This window comes from Streptomyces sp. URMC 123 (genome assembly GCF_051386515.1).
Classification (GTDB): Bacteria; Actinomycetota; Actinomycetes; order Streptomycetales; family Streptomycetaceae; genus Streptomyces.
The window spans coordinates 1-20,543 of sequence record NZ_JBPQTV010000096.1 but is presented as its reverse complement, the minus strand read 5'-3'; the positions used below and the strand labels follow the sequence as shown (position 1 = coordinate 20,543).

Below are 20,543 nucleotides of genomic sequence, written 5' to 3'. Positions count from 1 at the left end.
CCCCCCCCCCCCCACGGCCGCTCCTGCCTCGCCGGCAGGGCGGCCGTCCGTGTCACCGGCTCCCCCACCTGCGTCAACCGACTCCCCCGCCGGCCTCCTGGGCGAGTCCCGCCCCGACCGGGGGAGGCGTCCCGACCACGGGAGCCGCTCCGGCCACGGGAGCCGTCCCGACTCCGGGAGCCGGCCCTGACCCCGTCCCCGGCACGGCGGCGTCCGCCGCGGCCGCGGCCGTGACCCAGGCCGCCACGGCGGAGATCCGGGTGTAGACACCCGGGCTGGCCGCCTGACCGCAGCCACTGCCCCAGGACACCAGGCCGATCAGCCGCCCCTGGGCCACCAGCGGCCCGCCGCTGTCCCCCTGGCAGGCATCCCTGCCCCCTTGCGGGTCCCCGGCGCACACCATCGTCCGCGGCTGGAAGGTCCCGTCCTTCGTCCCCGGATACGCCTGCTGACAGCGGGTGTCCTCCAAGACCTGAACGCGTGCCTCGCGCAGCGTCTTGGAGTAGGCCCCGCGCCCCGTGGTGTCCCCCCAGCCGTAGACGCTCGCCGGGGTGCCCGGGAGATAGCGGCTGTCCCGCGGGTCGGCGGCCAGCGGAAGCGTCCGCCCGGCGCCGATCGGTCGCTCGAGCGTCAGCACGGCGACATCACCCGCGTTGGTGCCGCCGTCGTACGCCGGGTTGACGGTGGCCCGCCGCACGACGATCTCCTGTCCGCCCGTCCCCGACAGATCGTCCCGGTCCACCAGCAGCCGCAGATCGTGCACCTGCTGGCGGTCGACCCCCAGTACCTCACGGCTCAGACAGTGGGCCGCGGTGAGCGCGGTGGAGTCGGCGATCAGCACCGCCCCGCAGAACTGCCCGGAGCGCTCGCCACCGAAGCGGGCACGGCTCGCCAGCGCCGCCATCCAGGGACGCTCGGACACCCGTACCGGCTCACCCCCGATGACGGCCGCGTCCGCCGCCGCGGGCACCGGCGCGGCGAGCGGCACCACCACCGCCATCGACATCAGTGCCGCCACGCCGAACAGGGCTCGGGGGATGGGACGCATTCGGCCTCCTGACTCGCTGACGCCACTCGCACACCCAGAGTGAGCCATTCGGGCGCCGCGCGCCATTCGCACCACGAGAACACCACCGTCACACGGGACGGCTCACCCGTCCGCTCCCGCGCCCTCCCAGCGCCCCGTGAACGCCGCGCGGCGGCCTCCGCGCGCCAGGACGCCACGCGGTCCCCCGCACGCGACCAGGGGCCGTCGTATCGCCATGCGCTCATGCCACGGGCCCGGAACCCCCTCGGAAGGGGTTTCCGGGCCCGCGGCGTGGACGGTGGTGGAACGCTCCTAGTCCAGGTAGTCCCGCAGCACCTGGGAGCGGGACGGGTGGCGCAGCTTCGACATGGTCTTGGACTCGATCTGGCGAATGCGCTCACGCGTCACGCCGTAGACCTTGCCGATCTCGTCGAGCGTCTTCGGCTGGCCGTCGGTGAGGCCGAAGCGCATGGAGACCACGCCCGCCTCGCGCTCGCTGAGCGTGTCCAGGACCGAGTGCAGCTGCTCCTGGAGCAGGGTGAAGCTGACGGCGTCGGCCGGCACGACCGCCTCGGAGTCCTCGATGAGATCACCGAACTCGCTGTCGCCGTCCTCGCCCAGCGGGGTGTGCAGGGAGATGGGCTCCCGGCCGTACTTCTGGACCTCGATGACCTTCTCGGGGGTCATGTCGAGCTCCTTGGCCAGCTCCTCCGGGGTGGGCTCGCGGCCCAGGTCCTGGAGCATCTGGCGCTGCACGCGCGCGAGCTTGTTGATGACCTCGACCATGTGCACCGGGATACGGATGGTGCGCGCCTGGTCGGCCATGGCTCGCGTGATCGCCTGGCGAATCCACCAGGTCGCGTACGTCGAGAACTTGTAGCCCTTGGTGTAGTCGAACTTCTCGACCGCGCGGATGAGGCCGAGGTTGCCCTCCTGGATCAGGTCCAGGAAGAGCATGCCGCGCCCGGTGTAGCGCTTGGCCAGGGAGACCACGAGACGGAGGTTGGCCTCCAGGAGGTGGTTCTTGGCGCGGCGGCCGTCCTCGGCGATGATCTCGAGCTCGCGCTTGAGCTTGGGGGCGAGCTTGTCGGCGTTGGCGAGCTTGTCCTCGGCGAACAGGCCGGCCTCGATGCGCTTGGCGAGCTCGACCTCCTGCTCGGCGTTGAGGAGGGGGACCTTGCCGATCTGCTTGAGGTAGTCCTTGACCGGGTCGGCGGTCGCGCCGGCGGCGGCGACCTGCTGCGCCGGAGCGTCGTCCTCGTCCTCGTCGGACAGGACGAAGCCCTCGTTCTCCGGGCCCTCGGCGCCCTCGACACCGGGCTTGCCCGGCGCCACGGCCGCCTCGTCGAGCAGCTCCTCGCCCTCGAGCAGTTCGTCGGCGTCCTTCTTGCCGGCGGTCTTCTTGGCCACGGTCTTCTTGGCGGCGGTCTTCTTCGCGACCGTCTTCTTGGCCGCGACCTTCTTGGCCGCGGTCTTCTTGGCGGGCGCCGCCGAGGCCTCGTCGGCCGTGCCGTCCGCGTCGGCCGCCGAGGCGGACTCGACGGCGGGGGCGGCCTTCTTGGCCGCGACCGTCTTGGTGGTGACGGCCTTGGTGGCGGTGCGCTTCGCCGGGCTCTTCGCTGCGACGCTCCTGCGGGTGCGCTTGGGCGCCTCTGCGGCACTGACCATCAGCGTCACACCCTCCTCGTCGAGGATCTGGTTGAGGCTGCGCAGAACGTTCTTCCACTGGGTTGGCGGAATCTGGTCAGCCTCGAAGGCCCGACGCACGTCATCGCCGGCGATCTGCCCATCAGCCTTTCCCCGCTCGATGAGCGCCATGACAGACTCGGATTCGGCGATCTCCGGCGGGAGCGTACGGGATGTGCTGGCCGACACGAACAACCTCTCGGAACGATGGAAACGGCTTCCGGCCCCGCCCATAGTGGACCGGAGCCGACGACCGTCGGCAGGATGGACCGACGGCGCAGGCGGTACCGCAGAGCAATACAGCATCGCTCATGGCGTCTGTATTCCCCCAGCGGCTGTCACCTCTTAGGTCATCGCGCTTCATCGGAGAGTGTTACGGCCAATCCGCGTGGCCCGAGTCACATCCCGTAACCACCCGAAACAGCGTGCAATGGGGCATAGTGCCCCGTTCGCGCCCCGAATGTCTCTCCCCGCGGTGACCCGGCGCCGGGTCGTCCCCGTTTCTTCGGCCTCTCGTCGCCTGCCGTACGCCTTCCGCTCCCCTCCCGTACACATTCCAGCGGTTCAGATCAGTGCTCGCGCCGCGCGGGCCTCAAGGACGACATCGATCGGGTGATGCGAGTCGTACGGATCGACGCTCGCGCGGCGCGGACGAATCCGTACGGTTCAGTGCTCGCGGGGAGCGGGCACCACGTGCTCGACCTCGGGGTGGACAGTGAGCAGTTGCCGCATGGCCGACTCGGCGGCGGCGCCGTCTCCGGCGGCCAGCGCCTCGACGATGCGCGCGTGGTGGCCGATGGCGGCCTCGTGGGGGCGGTCGCAGCCGATGGAGGGGCCGCCGGAGACCTGGAGGGCCGCCGAGACGATGCCCGACAGGTGCTCGAGCATGCGGTTGCCGGCGAGCTGGAGCAGCAGGGCGTGGAACTCGGCGTCGGCGCGGGAGAACGTGAGGGTGTCGGACTGGCCCAGGGCGTGGCCCATGATCTCGACCATGTCGGCGAGCCGCTGCTGGACGTCCTCGCGGCCGTGGTCGGCCGCGAGCCGGGCCGCCAGGGGTTCGATGGTCCAGCGGAGCTCCCAGAGCTCGCGGCGCTGGTCGTCGCGCTGTGGGCCGAACGCCCGCCACTCGATGATGTCCGGGTCCAGCAGGTTCCAGTCGCTGACCGGACGGACGCGGGTGCCGACGTTGGGCCGGGCGCTGACCAGCCCTTTGGCCTCCAGGACGCGGAGCGACTCCCGGACGACGGTGCGGGAGACCTCGAACCTCTGGCCGATCTCCTCGGGGACGAGCGGGCGGTCGGCTCCCAGATCGCCGGAGACGATCATCTGGCCGAGCTGCTGGACGAGTTGGCCGTGCAGGCCGCGGCCGCGGCTGCCGGCCGCGCGACGGCCCACTCGGCCCATCTCCCCGTCGCCGCCCTCCCAGGAGGGGGCACCTGCGCGCTCGGCCCCGGGGGCCTCGGCGTAGGGGTAGCGGTCAAGCTCGCCCGACCCGGCGAGGCCGGAGTCGACGGGGCGAGCCGCGGTCATCATGGTGTGCGCAAGGGTACTCACGCATCCTTTGTCGGCGACCCTCCCGGCACCCTTGAGGTCTTTGGTGAAAAGCACACGAAAGGGTGATCGCCCATTACCTCATAATTGACGCCTAATCGGAAGCAAAAGGGCTTTCCCTGTAGAGGGGCGTCGACTGAGGACGATGCGGGCGCGCCCTGCATGCCGCCCGGAAGGGGCCGCGCGGCTGCCACCGGGGCGGTGCGGTCGGTGAAGCCGCAGGTCGCGGGGCTTTTTCTTGGTGCTGCGTGGAGGCTGCGTGGTGGGTGCAGGGCGCGGGCGACGCCGGGTGCTCGGGGCGTCATCTCAGCGGGGCCGGCCGCGGAGGGCCATGAGCAGGTAGGCCGTGAGAAGGAGCGCGAGCGAGAGCGCCAGGGCCTGCCCGACGGGCTGGGAGGCCAGGCGCAGCGCCATCGACGCGCCTCGGTCGACGCCGGTGGGCCGGCCCGGCCAGGGCAGCTCGCGCAGTCGCGCGGGCAGCGCCAGCAGGGCACGCGCGGCGGGGTCGGCGGCCAGCCGCTGGACCGCGGGGAGCACCACCACCGGCACGGCGAGCACCGCCGCCATTCCCATCGCCGTGGACCGGCCCAGCGCCGCGGCCAGCACGCCGGCCCAGGCGCAGCCGGTCACGAGGCCGGCCCACGCCACCGCTCGCAGCGGCCAGTCGTCGGGCAGCGGCATCGACCCGCCGTCGCCGATCCCGGCACCGGCGGCGGCACTGGCACTGGCACTGATCCCGCCGCCGGCACCGGCCCCGCCGCCGGTCCCCTCGCCGACCCCGTGACCGCGCTCCGGCGCGGTGGGGAGCGCGCCGCCGTCCGCGAGCGCCCCCAGGACGGTGTCGTTGAGGGCGAGCGGGAACAGGGCGAGCAACAGCGCGGCGGCGGTGGCCACGGCGAGTTTGGCGGCGAGCAGGCCCAGCCGGCGGGGTGGACGGCCGTGCGCGTGGGCGAGCGCCGGGTACCGGTACTCCTGGCCGAACGCGAGCGCGCCGAGCAGGCCGGCGCCCAGCGCGGCCGGGGGCAGGGGGAGGAGTTCCGGCCAGCCGGCCAGCAGCCGCGCGGGCGAGGTGGTGCCGGTGCGGGCGGCCACGACGGCGGTGAGGGCGGAGGCCGCGACGGCGATGACCGCGATCACCCAGGTCGTCGGCACGCCGAGCGCGCGGCGCAGCTCGTACCGGAGTGGCCAGACGGGGCTCGGTGGGGCGAGCCGGGGGCGACGGGCCGCGGTCACGGCAGGCCTCGGGCCGGCCGGCCGGTTCGCGCTGCGCGCCGTTTCCGAGGCGCGATCGGTGACCGATGGGGCGGGAGAGGTGTCGGTGGGGCTGTCCGGCGAGGAGCCCGGGCGGTGGTCGCGGCCGTGGGGGGCCGGCCGCGCGGGCGCCTCGGTACGGGCCAGTCGGCCCCAGGGCGTGCGGGACGCCGTGGGGGGCGCCTCGGAGGGCGCGGCCGGATCGCGGCCGTCGGCCCGGCGCAGCGGGACCACGGCGCCGGTGTCGCCGCGCTCGTCGGCGAGCTGGTGGACGACGATGCCGTGGCGGTACGCGATCTCCCCCACCGCCGCACAGGTGCTGCCGTACACCGCGATCCGGCTGCCGCCCTCGTGCTCGACCTCGATGGCGCCGCCGTCGGCTCGCTCGGCCCCGGCGCGGTCGCCGGGGCTCTTGTCGGTGCCGCCGCCGGGGACCGCGGGCGCGGCGGGGTCCGGTCGGCCGGCGGTGAGGAGGGCGGCGAGCCGGGCCGCGTGCGGCGTGCGCACCACCACCCGGGGCCGCAGCCGCCCCCGGGCGAAGTCGGCGGCATCCTGGTCGGCGACGAGCCGGCCGGCGTCCAGGACGACCACGCGGTCGGCGATCCGCGCCGTCTCCCGGAGATCGCTCGAGGTGACCAGCACCGTACGGCCTCGGGCCGCCTGGTCGCGCAGCACCTCGTGGACCCAGGCCACTTCCCGCGCCGAGAGCCCTTTGGCCGGCTCGTCGAGGACGAGGGTGTGCGGATCGCCGAGCAGAGCGGTGGCGAGCCCGAGCCTGCGGTCCATGCCGAGCGAGTACGTCGCGAGGCGCTGGTCGGCGAGCCCGCCGAGCCCCACGGCGTCCAGCAGCTCGTCGGCGCGGGAGGACGGCACGCCGGCAGCGGCGGCGAGCATGCGCAGGTGCCCGCGCCCGGTACGGGCCGGGTGGCCCGGCACATCGCCCAGCAGGACGCCGATCTCACGGCTGGGGTGGGGAACGCGGTGCAGGGGTCGCCCCCGGAAGAGCGCCACGCCCCGGCCGGCGTCCAGCCGGAGGATGAGCCGGAGGGCGGACGTCTTGCCCGCGCCGGCACCGCCCAGGAGCACGGTGACCCGGCCCGGGCACGCCTCGAACGTGAGGTCGTCCACAGCGGGCGGGCGGTTGCGGCGGGACATGCTGGTCAGCCCGATGGCCTGGATCATCGCTTCCCTCGCGGGGCGTGAGACGGTTCAGCGGCGGTCGCGGAATCCGCCGGGGAACATGCCAGAGCACCGTAACCTGATATGTCCTACTTTCCTGGGATCGCAGCCCGGCGGCGCGCACCGTGTCCCCCCGCCGCCGCCCGCCGGCGCCGCGCGCTCCCCCGGCCTTCACGCGCCGTGTCGCACCTCAGGCGCGCTCTCGCACCTCACGCGCCCTCCGCGCTCCGGCGTACGGCCCCGGAGGCTCTCACACCTCGGGGCGGAGCATGGGCGGATTGAGCAGCGTCGCACCGCCGGCCCGGAAGAGCTGGGCCGGGCGCCCGCCCTGCCGCGTGGTCGTGCCACCGGTCGGCACCAGGAAGCCGGGGGTGCCGGTCACCTTGCGGTGGAAGTTGCGCGGGTCGAGCGCGACGCCCCACACCGCCTCGTAGACCCGCCGCAGCTCCCCCACCGTGAACTCCTGGGGGCAGAAGGCGGTCGCCAGCGAGGAGTACTCGATCTTCGACCGGGCGCGCTCCACGCCGTCCGCCAGGATCTTGGCGTGGTCGAAGGCCAGGGGTGCGGCCTGTTCGCCGTCGCGCGCGAACGCTTCCTCCTGGCCGAGGAGCGCCTCGACCGGCGCCCAGCGGGCGCTGTGGGCGTCGCCACCGGCCCGGGGAGCCGGCAGGTCGGGCGCGAGGGCGAGATGGGCGACGCTGACCACGCGCATCCGCGGATCGCGCTTGGGGTCGCCATAGGTGGCGAGCTGCTCGAGGTGGGCCCCCTTCACCGCGGCCCCGTCCGCCGGGTCGTGGGCCAGCAGCCCGGTCTCTTCGGCCAGTTCCCGCGCGGCGGCGGCCGAGAGGTCCTCGTCGGCGCGGACGAAGCCGCCGGGCAGCGCCCATCGCCCCTGGAAGGGCTGCTCGCCCCGGCGCACCACCAGAGCGCACAGGGCGTGCTGCCGCACGGTGAGCACCACCAGGTCGACAGTGACGGCGAAGGGAGGAAAGGCCGACGGATCGTAGGGCGACATGCCGCGATCATAGTCGTCTTCCTGACGATAAACAGGACCTTGAACGTCCGCTTCCACCATCACACCCCCAGCTGAAGTCCATCGGCCGCCTCCTCGACCATGCCCATGCCCAGTCTGCTCACCCGCACGGAGAACGGCTGCTCCGCCACTCGCAAACCGGTGAACTGCAACGCGCCCAGTGGCGCGCTGCGCACCGGTCGCACCGCGACGGTCCCGGCCGGCACATCCGGCCGGACCCCGACCAGGCCGACGAGCAACTGGACGGCCGCGGCCGCCGCCACCGCGGCCGGGCGGCAGGCCGCCGGGTGCGGCAACGGCGCGCTCCCCGCCGTGCGCTGCTCGCCCGCGTACATCTCCGGCAGTCGGTGGCCGAACGCCTCGGCGGCGTCCAGCGTGCCGCGCAACAGGGCGCTGGCCTCCTTCTCGTATCCGGCGGTGGCCAAACCCGCGACGGCCACGGCCGTCTCATGGACCCGTACGGCGCCGCCCCGATGCCCGAAGGGGTTGTGTCCCGCCTCCTTGACCCCGAGGCTGCGCAGGCCCCACCCGGAGTCCAGCGCGGGACCCCCGAGCAGCCGCGCCAGCTGTTCCGTCTGCACCTTGTCGAGCAGGCCCTCGGCGGCGTCGCCACCGGCGGCGAGCCCGGTGTCGAGCAGATGGGCGGCCGCGCAGCCCAGGTGGGGAACCGGTCGGCCGTCGGCCGTCCGTGCCGCCGCCGGGCGGCCGCCGCCGCGGTCGTCGAGCCAGAAGTCGGCACGGAACCGGGCGCGCAGGTCGGCCGCCCAGTCCCGCCACTCCTCGGCGCCCGGCCGGCCGAACGCCGCCAGCAGTTCGGCGCCGAGCAGGGCGGCGCGATGGGCATGGGCCTGGGTCTCGCAGCGGTGCGGCCCGCCGGGTGCGGGGTCGGGCACGTATCCGCCGTCCCGCGCGGCGCCGCGCAACCACCGCAGACACCGCTCCATGGCGGGCAGCAGGGGCTCGACCTCCTGATCCGGCAGGCCCCATCGGCGGGCCTCGGCGAGGACGGTGGGGAACAGCAGTGTGGCTTCCACGCCGGTGCAGCCGGGGGGCAGATGCGGTCCGGCGTGGCGCAGTGCTCCGGGCAGGCGGCCGCCGTCGGCCCCGGGGCCGGTGTGCTGGGCGCGGGCGAGAGTGCGCAGGGTGCCGGCCGCCAGGCGGGTGCCCAGGGGAAGGGTCATCCGGGCCGCCCACAGGGCCTCGGCCGGGGCGAGTCCGCAGCGCCAGGGCACTCCGGCGGCCAGGTGAACATCCGTGGGGACGACGGGATCACGCAGGCGCAGGGCGTCGAGGTCGTCCAGGCTGGTGCGGAACAACTCCTCGGCCCGGGTGTCGTCGCAGCTCGCCCGCGTGTCCGTGAAGGTGCCGGGCGCCGCCGCCGTCGCCGGTGCGGAGCCGGGGTGATCCAGCCGGATGTGCACCTCGATGGTGTGGGAGTCGCCCGGCGCGAGCTCCACGTCCCAGCGGAGCAGCCCCGCCGAGGCCAAGGTGTCGTCAGGCGCCGGCTCCGTGGTCACGATCGTCTGGGCACCCGCCGCCGACCAGCGCATTCCTCCGTCGTGCACGCTGGCGGTCAGCTCTCCGCCCGACCGGCCCGCGGCGACGGCCCCGAGTTCGGCGAGGTCGGTGCCCAGGGCCAGCTCCACCGGGAGGCGGAGCGGGCGGGTGGCGGCGCTGCGCAGGGTGATCCGTTCCGTACCGCCGGCGTGGCGAACGCGTTCGACCATGACCGTCGGGTCCGGCCCGGCGTCCGCCGGGGTGCGGACGGTGCTGACGAAGCGCGCCCGGTCCGCGCCCAGGAGCCTGCCCTGGACCGGCAGTGGCTCGGCTCCCGCGACCCGCAGCCGGCAGCGCGACAGCACGCGCCGCCCCGAGCGGTAGAAGCCATCCAGGCCCTGGCCGGACAGCTGGCCATGGTCGGGCGAGGCCGCCATGGCGGGCGCGGCGACGCAGATGAGGGCCGCGTGCACCGGCTGGGGGTCGGGGGCCCGAGCCCCCGGCGCCCGCGAGGGCGGGGCCGGGCGGTTGCTCGGCTGGGTGGTGGAAACCATGCCTTGCACTCTCTGCGCTCCCTCACATCGCGGCTTTCACTACGAGTTACGCCACACAGGTGAACGGCTGCGCACCTGTCCTGGTCACGCTGGGATCGTCCGACCGGGTCGCCGCCGCACCGGCCGGGCGGTGCGACCACCCGGCGAGCCGGGCCGTAACCCGCCGGGAGCCGGGGCGGGACCCGCCGGGGGGAGGAACGGAATGCCGGGAGGACCGGTCGTCCTCCAGCGGGCGGGCCGCCGTACGCCGCCGGGAGAGCCGTCGCAGCCCGCCGCCGGCCCGTCGTACCCCGTTCGTATCCCCTCGGGGGAAGGGACCGGGGCAGCGGTCCCGCGCCGCAGGCGCGCCCGGCGCACTCCGGAGTGCGGGCGACTCCGCGTGGCCCCGCGGCGGGCGGTGGCACGGAAGCGGCTGGCCGCCGTGGCGGGTCCTATCGGCAGTTGCGCGCTCCTCGGCGGCCGGAGCCGCGGGGGACCCGACGGCGGGCGGCGGGGCCGGTGCCGGGGCGAGTACGGCTGCGCGGCGCCCCGGGCGTGGGCGGTGAGACGACCGCGCCTCGGGCGTCCCGCCGCGCCGTCCGCGCCCGCCTGTCGGCGCGGTCCGCTCGGCCGCTCGCCTCCGGTGCGGTGCTCGGTCCCGGCACCTCGGTGTCGCACGGGGCGTTCGACGCGGCCGAGCGGTCGGCCCGTTCCTGGCGCAGGCAGTGCCGCAACATCTCGGGGTCCATGCCGTCGTTCGCCGCCTGGTGGAGGAGCTTGGCGAACAGATAGTCGGGGTCGCGGCGCAGGGCGAGGGCAAGGGCCACCCGGGCCGTGGGCCCGTCGCCCAGGGACCACGACACCCACCCGGCCAGGGTGAGTGGGGGCGCGGCGTGATCGACATAGGCACCCACGCACCGCCGGGCGAGGGCGCGCCACAGCCTCAGCGCCGGCTCGGCCTCCGGGCCCTCCATCCACTCGGCGGCGCGGTCCCGGGCCATGCGGTCCTGGAGGCCGAGGAGGAGGGTGGCGGCCTCGTGCGGTTCCAGGAGGCCGTCGTCCCGTGCGTCGGCCGCGTGGACTCCTCGCCCGTCCGGCGCGGGGGCTTGCTCGAATCGCTTCAGCAGCCGCTCGGCCAGGGCCATGGTCTCCCCGCGCACGGTCTCGGTGTCCACGCCGCCCAGGATGCGCGGCACGAGTTCGACGGCGGCCGCGTCGAGCGCTTCTTCCTGGGCTCGGGCGCGGGGGCCGGTCAGCGGCGCGAACCGGGCCTCCATCTCACGCAGGGAACCGCGCACCTGGATGCCCGCGTAGGCGGCGGCCGCCGCCATCACGGAGGTCCCGGGTAGCGCCAGGGGCGCGCCTTCGCGGGGGCAGCAGCGCTGGTCCGGGCAGCAGTAGGACCAGTAGCGGCCGTCCGAGATGCACAGCGCCTCCAGCACCGGGACGTCGCGCGCGCCGCATGCCGTCCGCAGCCGCTGGGCCAGCGGCCGGAGCCGCTCCATCACCTCCCGGCCGGTCTCGGCGCCCTCCGGGTCCTGGCAGAGGAAGACGATGACGCCGTCGGGCCGGGTCGCGCGCTTCTCGCTGCCGGTGATGAGGCATTCGGCGAGTTGATCGGCCACGTCGGGCCATTCCTCCCGCACGGGCGGAATGCCGAGGCGCAGTCGGCCTCCGAAGCGTCCGCGGTCGCCGTGCACGGCGACCATGACCACGCTGTCGGTCGGATGGAACCCCATCAGGAAGGGGAGGGCGTCGGCGAGCTCGGCGGGCGTGCGGAGGGTGACCTGGCCCTCGGCGGGCGGCTGGGGGGAGTCGATGTGCTTGCTCATGCCCCGACGGTCCCGCGCCCGGCCCGGGACCGGTAGCCCTGTGGATAACTCCTGAACCGATGATCGTATTAATTACCGGCCCTGTGGACAGCGCGTTCGCGCGCTGTCGGTGCCATCGGGTTGCATGGGGGCATGAGCAACGAAGACCTTCGATCAGCCGCGGACGCCGTCCTCTCCCGCCTCGTCGGCGCCCCCGACGGAACCGCCCGCCTGCGGGAGGACCAGTGGCGTGCGATCGAAGCGCTGGTCGCCGACCGGCGCCGGGCGCTGGTCGTGCAGCGCACCGGCTGGGGCAAGTCGGCGGTGTACTTCGTCGCCACGGCCCTGCTGCGCTCCCGGGGCAGTGGCCCGACCGTCATCGTCTCCCCCCTGCTGGCCCTCATGCGCAACCAGGTGGAGGCCGCCGAGCGCGCGGGCATCCAGGCGCGCACGATCAACTCCTCCAACCCGGAGGAGTGGGACGCCATTCAGGCGGAGGTGGCCGCCGGGGAGGTGGACGTGCTGTTGGTGAGCCCCGAGCGGCTCAACAACCCCGACTTCCGCGACCAGGTGCTGCCCAAGCTGGCCGCGACCACGGGCCTGCTGGTGGTCGACGAGGCCCACTGCATCTCCGACTGGGGCCATGACTTCCGCCCGGACTACCGTCGGCTGCGCACCATGCTGACGGAACTGCCGCCCGGGGTCCCCGTGCTCGCCACCACCGCGACGGCCAACGCGCGGGTCACCTCCGATGTCGCCGACCAGTTGGGCACCGGCGACGGGGCCGCCGAGACCCTGGTGCTGCGAGGGCCGCTGGACCGGGAGAGCCTGAGCCTGGGCGTTCTGCGGCTTCCGGACGCCGCCCACCGCCTGGCCTGGCTCGCCGACCACCTCCATGAACTCCCGGGTTCCGGGATCATCTACACCCTCACGGTGGCCGCCGCGGAAGAGGTGACCGCCTTCCTCCGGCAGTGCGGCCACACCGTCGCCTCCTACTCCGGCAAGACCGAGGACGCCGACCGCCGCGCCGCGGAGGCGGATCTGCTCGCCAACCGGGTCAAGGCCCTCGTCGCCACCTCCGCCCTCGGCATGGGGTTCGACAAGCCCGATCTGGGCTTCGTGGTGCACCTGGGCTCTCCGTCCTCCCCCATCGCCTACTACCAGCAGGTCGGCCGGGCCGGCCGAGGGGTCGAGCACGCCGAGGTGCTGCTGCTGCCGGGTCAGGAGGACGAGGCGATCTGGCGGTACTTCGCCTCCCTGGCCTTCCCCTCCGAGGAGCAGGTCCGCCGAACCCTCGATGTGCTCGCCCACGCCGATCGCCCCCTCTCCCTGCCCGCGCTCGAACCCCAGGTGGATCTGCGGCGCTCGCGGCTGGAGACCATGCTCAAGGTGCTGGACGTGGACGGCGCCGTGCGCCGGGTGCGCGGCGGCTGGACGGCGACCGGCCGGCCGTGGGCGTACGACGCCGAGCGCTACGCCTGGGTGGCGCGCCAGCGGGAGGCCGAGCAGCAGGCCATGCGGGAGTACGCCACCACGACCGGCTGCCGCATGGAGTATCTGCGGCGGCAGTTGGACGACGACGCCGCGGCTCCCTGCGGGCGGTGCGACAACTGCGCGGGCGCCCGGTTCACGGCGGAGGTGTCCGCCGCGGCGCTGGAGGCCGCCCGCGGCGAGCTGGGCCGCCCCGGGGTGGAGATCGAGCCGCGGCGCATGTGGCCCACCGGCCTCGCCGCGGTGGGCGTCGACCTCAAGGGCAGGATCGCCCCGGGGGAACAGGCCGAGCCGGGACGCGCCCTGGGCCGGCTCTCCGACATCGGCTGGGGCAACCGGCTGCGTCCGCTCCTCGCCCCGCAGAGCCCGGACGCCCCCGTGCCGGACGATGTGGCGAACGCCGTCGTCACCGTGCTCGCCGACTGGGCCAGGGGGCCGGGGGGCTGGGCCTCCGGGGCGCCCGACGCACCGCCGCGGCCGGTCGGTGTCGTGACGGTGGCCTCGCACACCCGCCCCCAGCTGATCCACTCGCTCGCCGAGCGGATCGCCTCGATCGGCCGGATGCCTCTGCTGGGCGGGCTGTCGTACGCGGAGGGCGCGGACACCCGGGTGCCGCGCACCAACAGCGCGCAGCGGCTGCGGGCGCTGCACGGTGCGCTCACCGTGCCCCCCGAGCTGGCCCGCGCCCTGTCGGAGGCCAACGGTCCGGTGCTGCTCGTGGACGATCTGGCCGACACCGGGTGGACGCTCGCGGTGGCCGCCCGGCTGTTGCGGAAGGCGGGGGCGAAGGGGGTGTTTCCGCTGGTGCTGGCCGTCCAGGGGTGACGGGCAGGGCCGGAGTGCCGGATGGGTCGCCACGGGAGGGGGCGAAGTCGCGTCACCCGTCCTCGAGAGGGGCAGGAATATAGAAGGCGCACCGGTCGATACCGGTCGGCCGGTGTCAAGTGCTCATTGCCGCCTGCCAGTAGGGGCGGCAAGAATTGGAGCTGCTTCCCGCACCCACCCGGACTCGGACACGGGAGAGCTGTGCGTGGTGCGCTCCCGTGCACGCCTCCTGCCCCTCCGCGGGCGACGCAGACGAAGGGAGGACCATGACCCTTGGCTTCGCTCCATCTCGGGAAGCCTTGTTGCCCTCGTCCGCCGACTCCGCTTCCCGGCTGGCGCGGCTGTTGGAGCCGGCCGAGTGGGCGGCGGCCGGCATCCCCCTGCTGCGCAACCCGCGCGAGGTGGTCATCGGGCTCCACGCCCGTCATGTGCCGACCCCCTCGACCGCGGTCGTGGCCGTGCTCGACCCCGAGGAGCGGGTGACGGCCAGCGCGTCCTTCACCCGGCGCGCCGGGGCGGCCGACGGCTGGGAGTGCCGCAACGCGCTATTGGACCAGTTGCGCCGGATCATTCCGCACGACCTGCGGCGGCGCTCGCCGGTTCGCACCGCCGTCCTGCTGTACTGCCGGGAGGGAGACGCCCGGTGGACGGAGGAGGACGGCGCGTGGATGTGGGGGCTGCGGGACGCCTGCACCCTGCACGGGCTGCGCTGCGGCGCGTACATCACGCTGACGCGCGGTGGCTGGCAGGTGCTGGGCGAGGGCCGGGGCGGGCGGCGCCCGAACTCCCACTCCAGGGCTCCTCGACTGGGCGCCGAGGGCGAGATCCTGGACGGCGGTGACTCCTGGCCGTCGCGTTCGGCGGGCGGGGCACCGGAGGCCCAGCTCCGCACGGCGGCCCGCTGACGTCGAAGCGTCGACGTCAATGTCGGTGGCGGACCCACCGGGCCGGGCCGGGCGCTTGGGCGCCGACCGCCCGTTGAGGGGGCGGCCGGTGCCACCGGCCCGGCATCGGCCTCAGACGCCGGCGCCCAGCGCGGCGTTGATGCGCTGCGGGTCGCCGCAGATGACCAGCAGGACGCCGGCCCGCGTCATGGCGGTGGGCAGCGCCCGGGCCGCGGCGTCGTCCGCGCCACCGTTGACGGCGACCACCACGACCGGCCGTGCGGCCGCGCGGCCGACCGCGTCGGCGGCGACGTAGAAGACGTCCTCACGGGCGTCGTGCTGAGCCCAGTACGACGCCTCACCGAAGGACAGCTCGTGCGCGGCCCAGGGGTGCGGCTCGCCGGTGGTCACCACCAGGATGTCGCTGGGCGCGCGGCCGGAGTCCAGCAGCAGGTCGACTGCTTCGTCGGCGGCGTCCAGCGCGCCCTCCGCCGAGGCGGGGATCAGCTGGAGCTGCGGGGCCGTGTCCGCCGGGGCGGCGGTCTTCGCGGAGTCCCGCGGGCCGCGCTGCGGCGGTGTGGCGACGGGACCGCGCGGGGGGCCGGGCTTGCCGGGCCGCGACGGTGCGGCAGGGCGGGGGCCGGGGCCGGGAACAGGACGAGGGGTCGGCGCGGTGCGGCCTGCGGCCGGCGTCGCGCGGGGACCCGGGACACTCTCGTGAATCTGAGGCTCCTCGGGGATGAGAGGCATGAGCTGATGTCTATCAAACGCCGGTGCGGTCCGCATCGGCGGGTGGGGGGTACTGCCCGCGGCAGGGACTCTGTCAGAAGTCGAAGCCGAGTTGCCCCCCAATTTCGGCGGCCGTGGCCGGCACGCCGACCCGCGCCTTTTTGAGGTGCTGCCAGCGGGGCAGCGCGTCCATATAGGCCCAGGAGACCCGGTGGTGGGGCGTCGGCCCCAGTGCCTCGAGCGCCGCCCGATGCACCGGGGAGGGATACCCCGCGTTGGCCTCGAAGCAGAAGTCCGCGTGGGCCAGGCCGAGTTCGGCCATCATGGCGTCCCGCCGGACCTTGGCGATCACCGAGGCCGCGGCGACCGCCACACACGACTGGTCGCCCTTGATGACGGTACGGACCGTCCAGGGTGCGCCCAGGTAGTTGTGCTTGCCGTCCAGGATCACCGCGTCGGGCCGGACCGGCAGCGCCTCCAGCGCCCGCACGGCGGCCAGCCGCAGGGCGGCCGTCATGCCGAGGTCGTCGATCTCCTCGGGTGACGCGTGGCCGAGCGCGTGCGCGGTGACCCACTTCTCCAGGTCCGTCGCCAGTTCCGTACGGCGTCTGGGGGTCAGGAGCTTGGAGTCGGTGAGGCCCTCGGGAGGGCGGCGCAGTCCGGTGATCGCGGCGCAGACGGTGACCGGACCCGCCCAGGCGCCGCGGCCGACCTCGTCGACACCTGCGACGATCTTCGCGCCGGTGGTGGCGCGCAGTGAGCGCTCGACGCTGTGAGTGGGCGGTTCGTAGGGCATGGCGCAGCCAGGGTACGCCGCCCGCCATCGGCGATGACAGGCGGGAGTCGACTCATGTGCCCGCCAGCCGCCATCTCTCTCGACACAGCACCGAAGCGGAATCCACGATCGAACCCTGATTCACAGGCGCAAGCCCGCTGCAAACCACGCGTCCGAAGCTCCACCTGAGCCGGACAGGCACGCCGGCCACCTCCGGAACCGTAGCGTCCGGACACTCCAACTCCGCGCGCCGTCCACGAAGTCAGGTGCCCTGCCCATCGGGCGAATACCCCATCCCCCGGGCCACCCCAGACCACACAACCCTGACCACCCCCACCTCGGAGAGCACCCATGGATCGCAGTGGCGAATGATCAACCGGAATTCGACTGGCGTGCGAGCGAGGGGAGCCACTCGGGCAGCGGCTCCGTGCGCTCCAGCCAGGGGGCCGGTGGCTCCCCACCCTCCGCCGCCGCGACGATGCCGCCGACGATCGCACAGGTGGTGTCCACGTCCCCACCCACCTGCGCGGTGGTCCAGAACGCGTTCTCGAAGTTCCCCAGGTGCCGGGCGGCGGCCCACAGGGTGAATGGCACGGTGTCATGGGCGCTGGTGCGCCGGCCCGAGCCGAGAACGGCCGCCACCGTGCTCGCGTCGGCGTAGTCGAGCATGTCCCGCGCCCGGCGCAGCCCCGCCTGCACGGCGCTGCGCGGCACCAGCGCGATCACCGCGTCCAGCAGCTTCTCCGGGCCACCGTGGCCGGCCGGGTCGGCGACCACCGCGGCGGCGGCCGCCACCGCCATCGTCCCGGCGACCGCCTCCCGGTGCTGGTGCGTGGTGTAGGAGGAGATCTCCGCCTGATGTGTGGCCTGCTCCGGGTCGCCGGCGTACCAGGCGCCCAGCGGAGCGATGCGCATGGCAGCGCCGTTGCCCCACGAGCCCTGGCCGTTGAAGAGGGCGGCGGACAGCTCCCGCCAGTCGCCTCCCTCCCTGATCAGCCGCAGCATGCGATTGACCGCCGGGCCGTAGCCGCGGTCGAAGTCATGGTGCTCGGCGAAGGAGGTGGCCAGCGCGTCCTGGTCCACCCGGCCGTGTTCGATCAGCACGCGCAGCACCGAGCACGCCATCTCGGTGTCGTCCGTCCACTGCCAGTCGCCGGGGGGCAGCTCCCGCCGCTTGAGCGCGGCATAGTTCGCCGGCACGAAGAACTGGGAGCCCAGGGCGTCTCCCACCGCCAGCCCGCGCAGGCTGGCGAGGGGTCGGGCACAGCGTCGAAGGAGTGTCGGATCAGCGGTCATCGGTGTGCACTCTAGCGGGTCGCGGCGCCCTCGCCGGGAGCCGTTCGGCGCCCGGCGGAGGGCATTCGTCACCCGATGAGACGCCCGTCGCGCATCTCGCATCGGCGACCGGTGAAGCGCTTCCGCAGCAGGCGGTCGTGCGAGACCACCACCAGGGCGCCCGGCCACTCGTCGAGGGCCTGTTCGACCTCCTCCACCAGATCGAGCGCGAGGTGGTTGGTGGGCTCGTCGAGCAGCAGCAGATCGGCGGGGCGGGCGAGCAGCCGGGCGAGAGCCAGCCGGCGCCGCTGCCCCACGGAGAGGGCACCCACGGGCACGGTCAGGTCCCGGCTTCTGAACAGGCCGTACGACAGCAGCCGGTCGGCGAGCTCCTCCTCGGTGCCGGCCAGCCCCCGACCGAAGGCCGCGAGCACGCTCTCCCGCGGACGGACCACCGTCTCCTCCTGCGCGAGGTGTCCGATGCTCCCCCGGCGCAGCACCCTGCCGCTGTCCGGTTCCACGGCACCCTCCATCAGGCGCAGCACGGTGGTCTTGCCGGCGCCGTTCGGGCCATGGATCAGCAGCCGCTCCCCCGCGGCGACGGCGAGCCGGTCCACGGCCAGCCGGCCCCCGACCCGCACGCCCTCCAGCACGACCAGCTCGCCGCTGGCGTCCGTGGCCTGCGGTCGCGCGGTGAACCGCAGGGGCTCGGGCGGGCGGGGCACGGGGGCCTCGCGCAGTCGGCGCAGCCGCTCCTGGGCGTTGCGCACCCGGGTGGCTATGGAGGACTGGACCCGGCCCTTGGCGCGGTCGTAGGCGAGTTTGTTGTTGTCCTTCATCGCCCGGCCCGGCGCGGCCCGGTGGGCGGTGGTGGCGGCGTACGCGGTGAGGTCCGCCATCTCCTGGCACCAGCGCTCGTAGCGCTGTTCCCAGCGCTTGCGGGCCGCCGCCTTCTCCTCGACGAAGCCGCCGAACCCGCCGCCGTAGCGGACGAGCGTCCGGCGTTCGGCGTCGACCTCCACGATCGCCGTCGCCACCCGTTCCAGAAAGACCCGGTCGTGCGAGACGGCGACCACCGTGCCGCGGTGCGCCCGCAGGGCCGTCTCCAGCCATTCGAGGGCCGGCGCGTCCAGGTGGTTGGTCGGCTCGTCGAGCAGCATGACCTCGGGGGCGGCGGCGATCAGACACGCCAGGCCGAGCCGGGCCTGTTCGCCCCCGGAGAGGCTGCCGAGCCGGCGCTCGGGGCCGATGCGGGCCAGCCCCAGCGCGTGCAGTGCCTTCTCCACCCGGGCGTCCGCCTCGTACCCACCGCGCAGTTCGAACGCGGTCAGCACGTCACCGTACTCGGCCAGCCGGCCGGCGTCCGCGGTGGCGAGCGCCGGTTCCAGTTCGCGCAGGCGGCCCTCCAGGGCACGGAGGTCGGCGAGCGCGGCGTCGACGGCGTCCCGGACCGTCTCCTCCGGGGCGAGCGCGGGGGTCTGGCCGAGATGGCCGACGCCTCCCTCGGCCGTGACGACGACCTCTCCGTCGTCGGGCGACTCGACGCCGGCGAGGATGCGCAGCACGGTCGACTTGCCCGCGCCGTTCTCCCCCACGATGCCGACCCGCTCGCCGGGGCGGACCGTGAGGGACGCGTCGTCCAGCAGCGAGCGGTCGCCATAGGACTTGGCAACGCCGCGCAGAGCGATCTGAGTAGGCACGGCCACCCCCGATTTCTCGTTCACTCACACAAATGCAACGGAAGTTGCATTACGATGATGGTGGCACACGCGCCCGCCCTAACGCAACAGGAGTTGCAATTGACTTCCGGAAGCACCCCTCCGCCCGCCACCCCGCCCCCCGGCGCGGCCCGCCCCGGCACCGCGCGCCCCGGCGGCCGAACCGCCCGCACCCGTGCGGCCGTACGCGACGCCGTCCTGGCCGGGCTCGCCGAGCACGGCTATCCGGGCCTGACCGTCGAGTACGTCGCCGAGCACTCCGGCGTCCACAAGACCACGCTCTACCGCCGGTGGGGCGGGGTCGAGGGACTGGTCGCCGACGCGCTCGAGCTCGCCGGCGAGGACAGCTGGACCCCGCCCGACACCGGTTCGCTCCTCGGCGATCTGCGGGCCCTGGCCCGGGAGACCCTCGCGACCTTCACCGATCCGGCGGCCGCCGCGGCGCCGTCCGCCTTCATCGCGGCCGGCGTCCAGTCGGAGCGGGCCGCGGACGCCCTGAAGTCCTTCTACGGCGAGCGGTTCACCCGCTGCGAGGCGATCGTCGAACGGGCCGTACGGCGCGAGGAGGCACCGGAGGGTACGGACGCGGGGGCGGTCGTACGGGCGGTCTCGGCGCCGCTGTTCTTCCGGCTGTTCATCACCCACGAGCCCGCCGACGAGGCCGTGGCCGACCAGGCGGCACGGGCCACGGCGGCGGCCGTCGCCGCCGGCGCGTTCGTCGCCCCCTGACCGAACGCGAGGGCCGTGCGGCCCCGAGGACCGCATCGCCTGGAGCGGGCGCGAACCGTCACACCGTCCAGGAGGGCTCAAGATCGACGACGTCCCCCGCGAGCGCCGCCACATCCGCCTCGATCCGCGCCCGCAGCGCCAGCCGTTCGACGCGCTCGGCGCGGTACTTGCCGTGCTCGCCCGCGGAGTTCCACAGGGAGAGCACCAGGAACTCCCGGTCCGGCGCCTCCCCGAACACCCCGCGCACCATGCCCGGCGAGCCGGCCATCGCCGGGTTCCAGACCTTCTCCTGCATGGCTATGAAGTGATCCACCCGGTCGTCGTGAACGCGGCAGTGGGCCACGCGCGCCACGTCCGCGTCCGCGAAGGTCGGCTCGAACCCGACCTTCACATCGAAGCGGTACTCGAACAGCCGGGCCTGGGCCGAGTGGAAGGTCCCCGCCTGCCCGGCCGCCAGGCGCTGGTGGGAACGCGCCATGAAGGAGTCGTAGAACGACCGGCTCTCCCAGAACGCGAAGAGGTGCGCCACACCCTCCCGCCCCCTGCTCC

Annotated in this window: 14 protein-coding genes and 1 pseudogene; 3 read left to right on the top strand and 12 right to left on the bottom strand. The window is 74.3% G+C overall.

The window, feature by feature from the left end; genetic code table 11:
* Positions 1–235: 235 nt before the first annotated feature.
* The 7 genes and pseudogenes from ACSNOD_RS14095 to ACSNOD_RS14065 form a co-directional block, all read right to left on the bottom strand.
* Positions 236–1,048, bottom strand: a pseudogene (locus ACSNOD_RS14095) (S1 family peptidase); the annotation flags it as partial.
* A 291-nt stretch (positions 1,049–1,339) separates the two neighbouring features.
* Complete coding sequence (locus ACSNOD_RS14090; protein WP_436767244.1) at positions 1,340–2,902, bottom strand: RNA polymerase sigma factor; 1,563 nt, start codon at positions 2,900–2,902, stop codon at positions 1,340–1,342.
* A 477-nt stretch (positions 2,903–3,379) separates the two neighbouring features.
* Positions 3,380–4,267 carry a FadR/GntR family transcriptional regulator gene (locus ACSNOD_RS14085; RefSeq protein ID WP_436767243.1) on the bottom strand — a complete coding sequence of 296 codons (888 nt, stop codon included), beginning with the start codon at positions 4,265–4,267 and terminating at the stop codon, positions 3,380–3,382.
* Between the two features lie 303 nt (positions 4,268–4,570).
* Positions 4,571–6,697: an ATP-binding cassette domain-containing protein gene (locus ACSNOD_RS14080; protein WP_436767242.1), complete on the bottom strand. Its 2,127-nt coding sequence runs from the start codon at positions 6,695–6,697 to the stop codon at positions 4,571–4,573.
* A 247-nt stretch (positions 6,698–6,944) separates the two neighbouring features.
* A complete protein-coding gene (locus ACSNOD_RS14075; protein WP_436767241.1) occupies positions 6,945–7,709 on the bottom strand; it encodes an NUDIX hydrolase in 765 nt (254 codons plus the stop codon).
* Between the two features lie 59 nt (positions 7,710–7,768).
* Positions 7,769–9,778 (bottom strand): glycogen debranching N-terminal domain-containing protein, encoded by a 2,010-nt coding sequence (locus ACSNOD_RS14070; protein ID WP_436767240.1) that lies wholly within the window; start codon positions 9,776–9,778, stop codon positions 7,769–7,771.
* A gap of 431 nt (positions 9,779–10,209) precedes the next feature.
* On the bottom strand, positions 10,210–11,589 hold the full coding sequence (locus ACSNOD_RS14065) for a DUF4192 domain-containing protein (protein ID WP_436767239.1): 1,380 nt from the start codon (positions 11,587–11,589) through the stop codon (positions 10,210–10,212).
* Positions 11,590–11,721: 132 nt separating this feature from the next.
* On the opposite strand from ACSNOD_RS14065, the gene ACSNOD_RS14060 reads away from it, so the two are divergent.
* Positions 11,722–13,884 (top strand): RecQ family ATP-dependent DNA helicase, encoded by a 2,163-nt coding sequence (locus ACSNOD_RS14060; protein WP_436767238.1) that lies wholly within the window; start codon positions 11,722–11,724, stop codon positions 13,882–13,884.
* A gap of 266 nt (positions 13,885–14,150) precedes the next feature.
* Positions 14,151–14,789, top strand: coding sequence for a hypothetical protein (locus ACSNOD_RS14055; RefSeq protein WP_436767237.1), 639 nt, complete (start codon positions 14,151–14,153; stop codon positions 14,787–14,789).
* A 111-nt stretch (positions 14,790–14,900) separates the two neighbouring features.
* Here ACSNOD_RS14055 and ACSNOD_RS14050 read toward each other — a convergent pair whose 3' ends face one another.
* From ACSNOD_RS14050 to abc-f, 4 genes are all read right to left on the bottom strand, one after another.
* Complete coding sequence (locus ACSNOD_RS14050; protein ID WP_436767236.1) at positions 14,901–15,518, bottom strand: hypothetical protein; 618 nt, start codon at positions 15,516–15,518, stop codon at positions 14,901–14,903.
* Positions 15,519–15,591: 73 nt separating this feature from the next.
* Positions 15,592–16,293 carry a ribonuclease HII gene (locus ACSNOD_RS14045; RefSeq protein ID WP_436767235.1) on the bottom strand — a complete coding sequence of 234 codons (702 nt, stop codon included), beginning with the start codon at positions 16,291–16,293 and terminating at the stop codon, positions 15,592–15,594.
* 351 nt (positions 16,294–16,644) lie between these two features.
* A complete protein-coding gene (locus ACSNOD_RS14040) occupies positions 16,645–17,568 on the bottom strand; it encodes an ADP-ribosylglycohydrolase family protein (protein WP_436767234.1) in 924 nt (307 codons plus the stop codon).
* 68 nt (positions 17,569–17,636) lie between these two features.
* The gene (gene abc-f, locus ACSNOD_RS14035; protein WP_436767245.1) at positions 17,637–19,247 is read right to left on the bottom strand and encodes a ribosomal protection-like ABC-F family protein; all 1,611 of its coding nucleotides are present in this window, start codon (positions 19,245–19,247) and stop codon (positions 17,637–17,639) included.
* Between the two features lie 99 nt (positions 19,248–19,346).
* Here abc-f and ACSNOD_RS14030 point away from each other — a divergent pair, with 99 nt between their 5' ends.
* Positions 19,347–19,994, top strand: coding sequence for a TetR/AcrR family transcriptional regulator (locus tag ACSNOD_RS14030; RefSeq protein WP_436767233.1), 648 nt, complete (start codon positions 19,347–19,349; stop codon positions 19,992–19,994).
* Between the two features lie 58 nt (positions 19,995–20,052).
* On the opposite strand, the gene ACSNOD_RS14025 is transcribed toward ACSNOD_RS14030, so the two are convergent.
* A partial coding sequence (locus tag ACSNOD_RS14025; RefSeq protein ID WP_436767232.1) for a DUF4937 domain-containing protein occupies positions 20,053–20,543 on the bottom strand: 491 nt, incomplete at its 5' end.

Excerpts from the sequence above, each read along its gene's own strand:
- ACSNOD_RS14080 (WP_436767242.1), bottom strand. The coding sequence starts at position 6,697 with ATGATCCAGGCCATCGGGCTGACCAGCATGTCCCGCCGCAACCGCCCG.
- ACSNOD_RS14075 (WP_436767241.1), bottom strand. The coding sequence starts at position 7,709 with ATGTCGCCCTACGATCCGTCGGCCTTTCCTCCCTTCGCCGTCACTGTC.
- ACSNOD_RS14070 (WP_436767240.1), bottom strand. The coding sequence starts at position 9,778 with ATGGTTTCCACCACCCAGCCGAGCAACCGCCCGGCCCCGCCCTCGCGG.
- ACSNOD_RS14065 (WP_436767239.1), bottom strand. The coding sequence starts at position 11,589 with ATGAGCAAGCACATCGACTCCCCCCAGCCGCCCGCCGAGGGCCAGGTC.
- ACSNOD_RS14060 (WP_436767238.1), top strand. The coding sequence starts at position 11,722 with ATGAGCAACGAAGACCTTCGATCAGCCGCGGACGCCGTCCTCTCCCGC.
- ACSNOD_RS14055 (WP_436767237.1), top strand. The coding sequence starts at position 14,151 with ATGACCCTTGGCTTCGCTCCATCTCGGGAAGCCTTGTTGCCCTCGTCC.
- ACSNOD_RS14050 (WP_436767236.1), bottom strand. The coding sequence starts at position 15,518 with ATGCCTCTCATCCCCGAGGAGCCTCAGATTCACGAGAGTGTCCCGGGT.
- ACSNOD_RS14045 (WP_436767235.1), bottom strand. The coding sequence starts at position 16,293 with ATGCCCTACGAACCGCCCACTCACAGCGTCGAGCGCTCACTGCGCGCC.
- ACSNOD_RS14040 (WP_436767234.1), bottom strand. The coding sequence starts at position 17,568 with ATGACCGCTGATCCGACACTCCTTCGACGCTGTGCCCGACCCCTCGCC.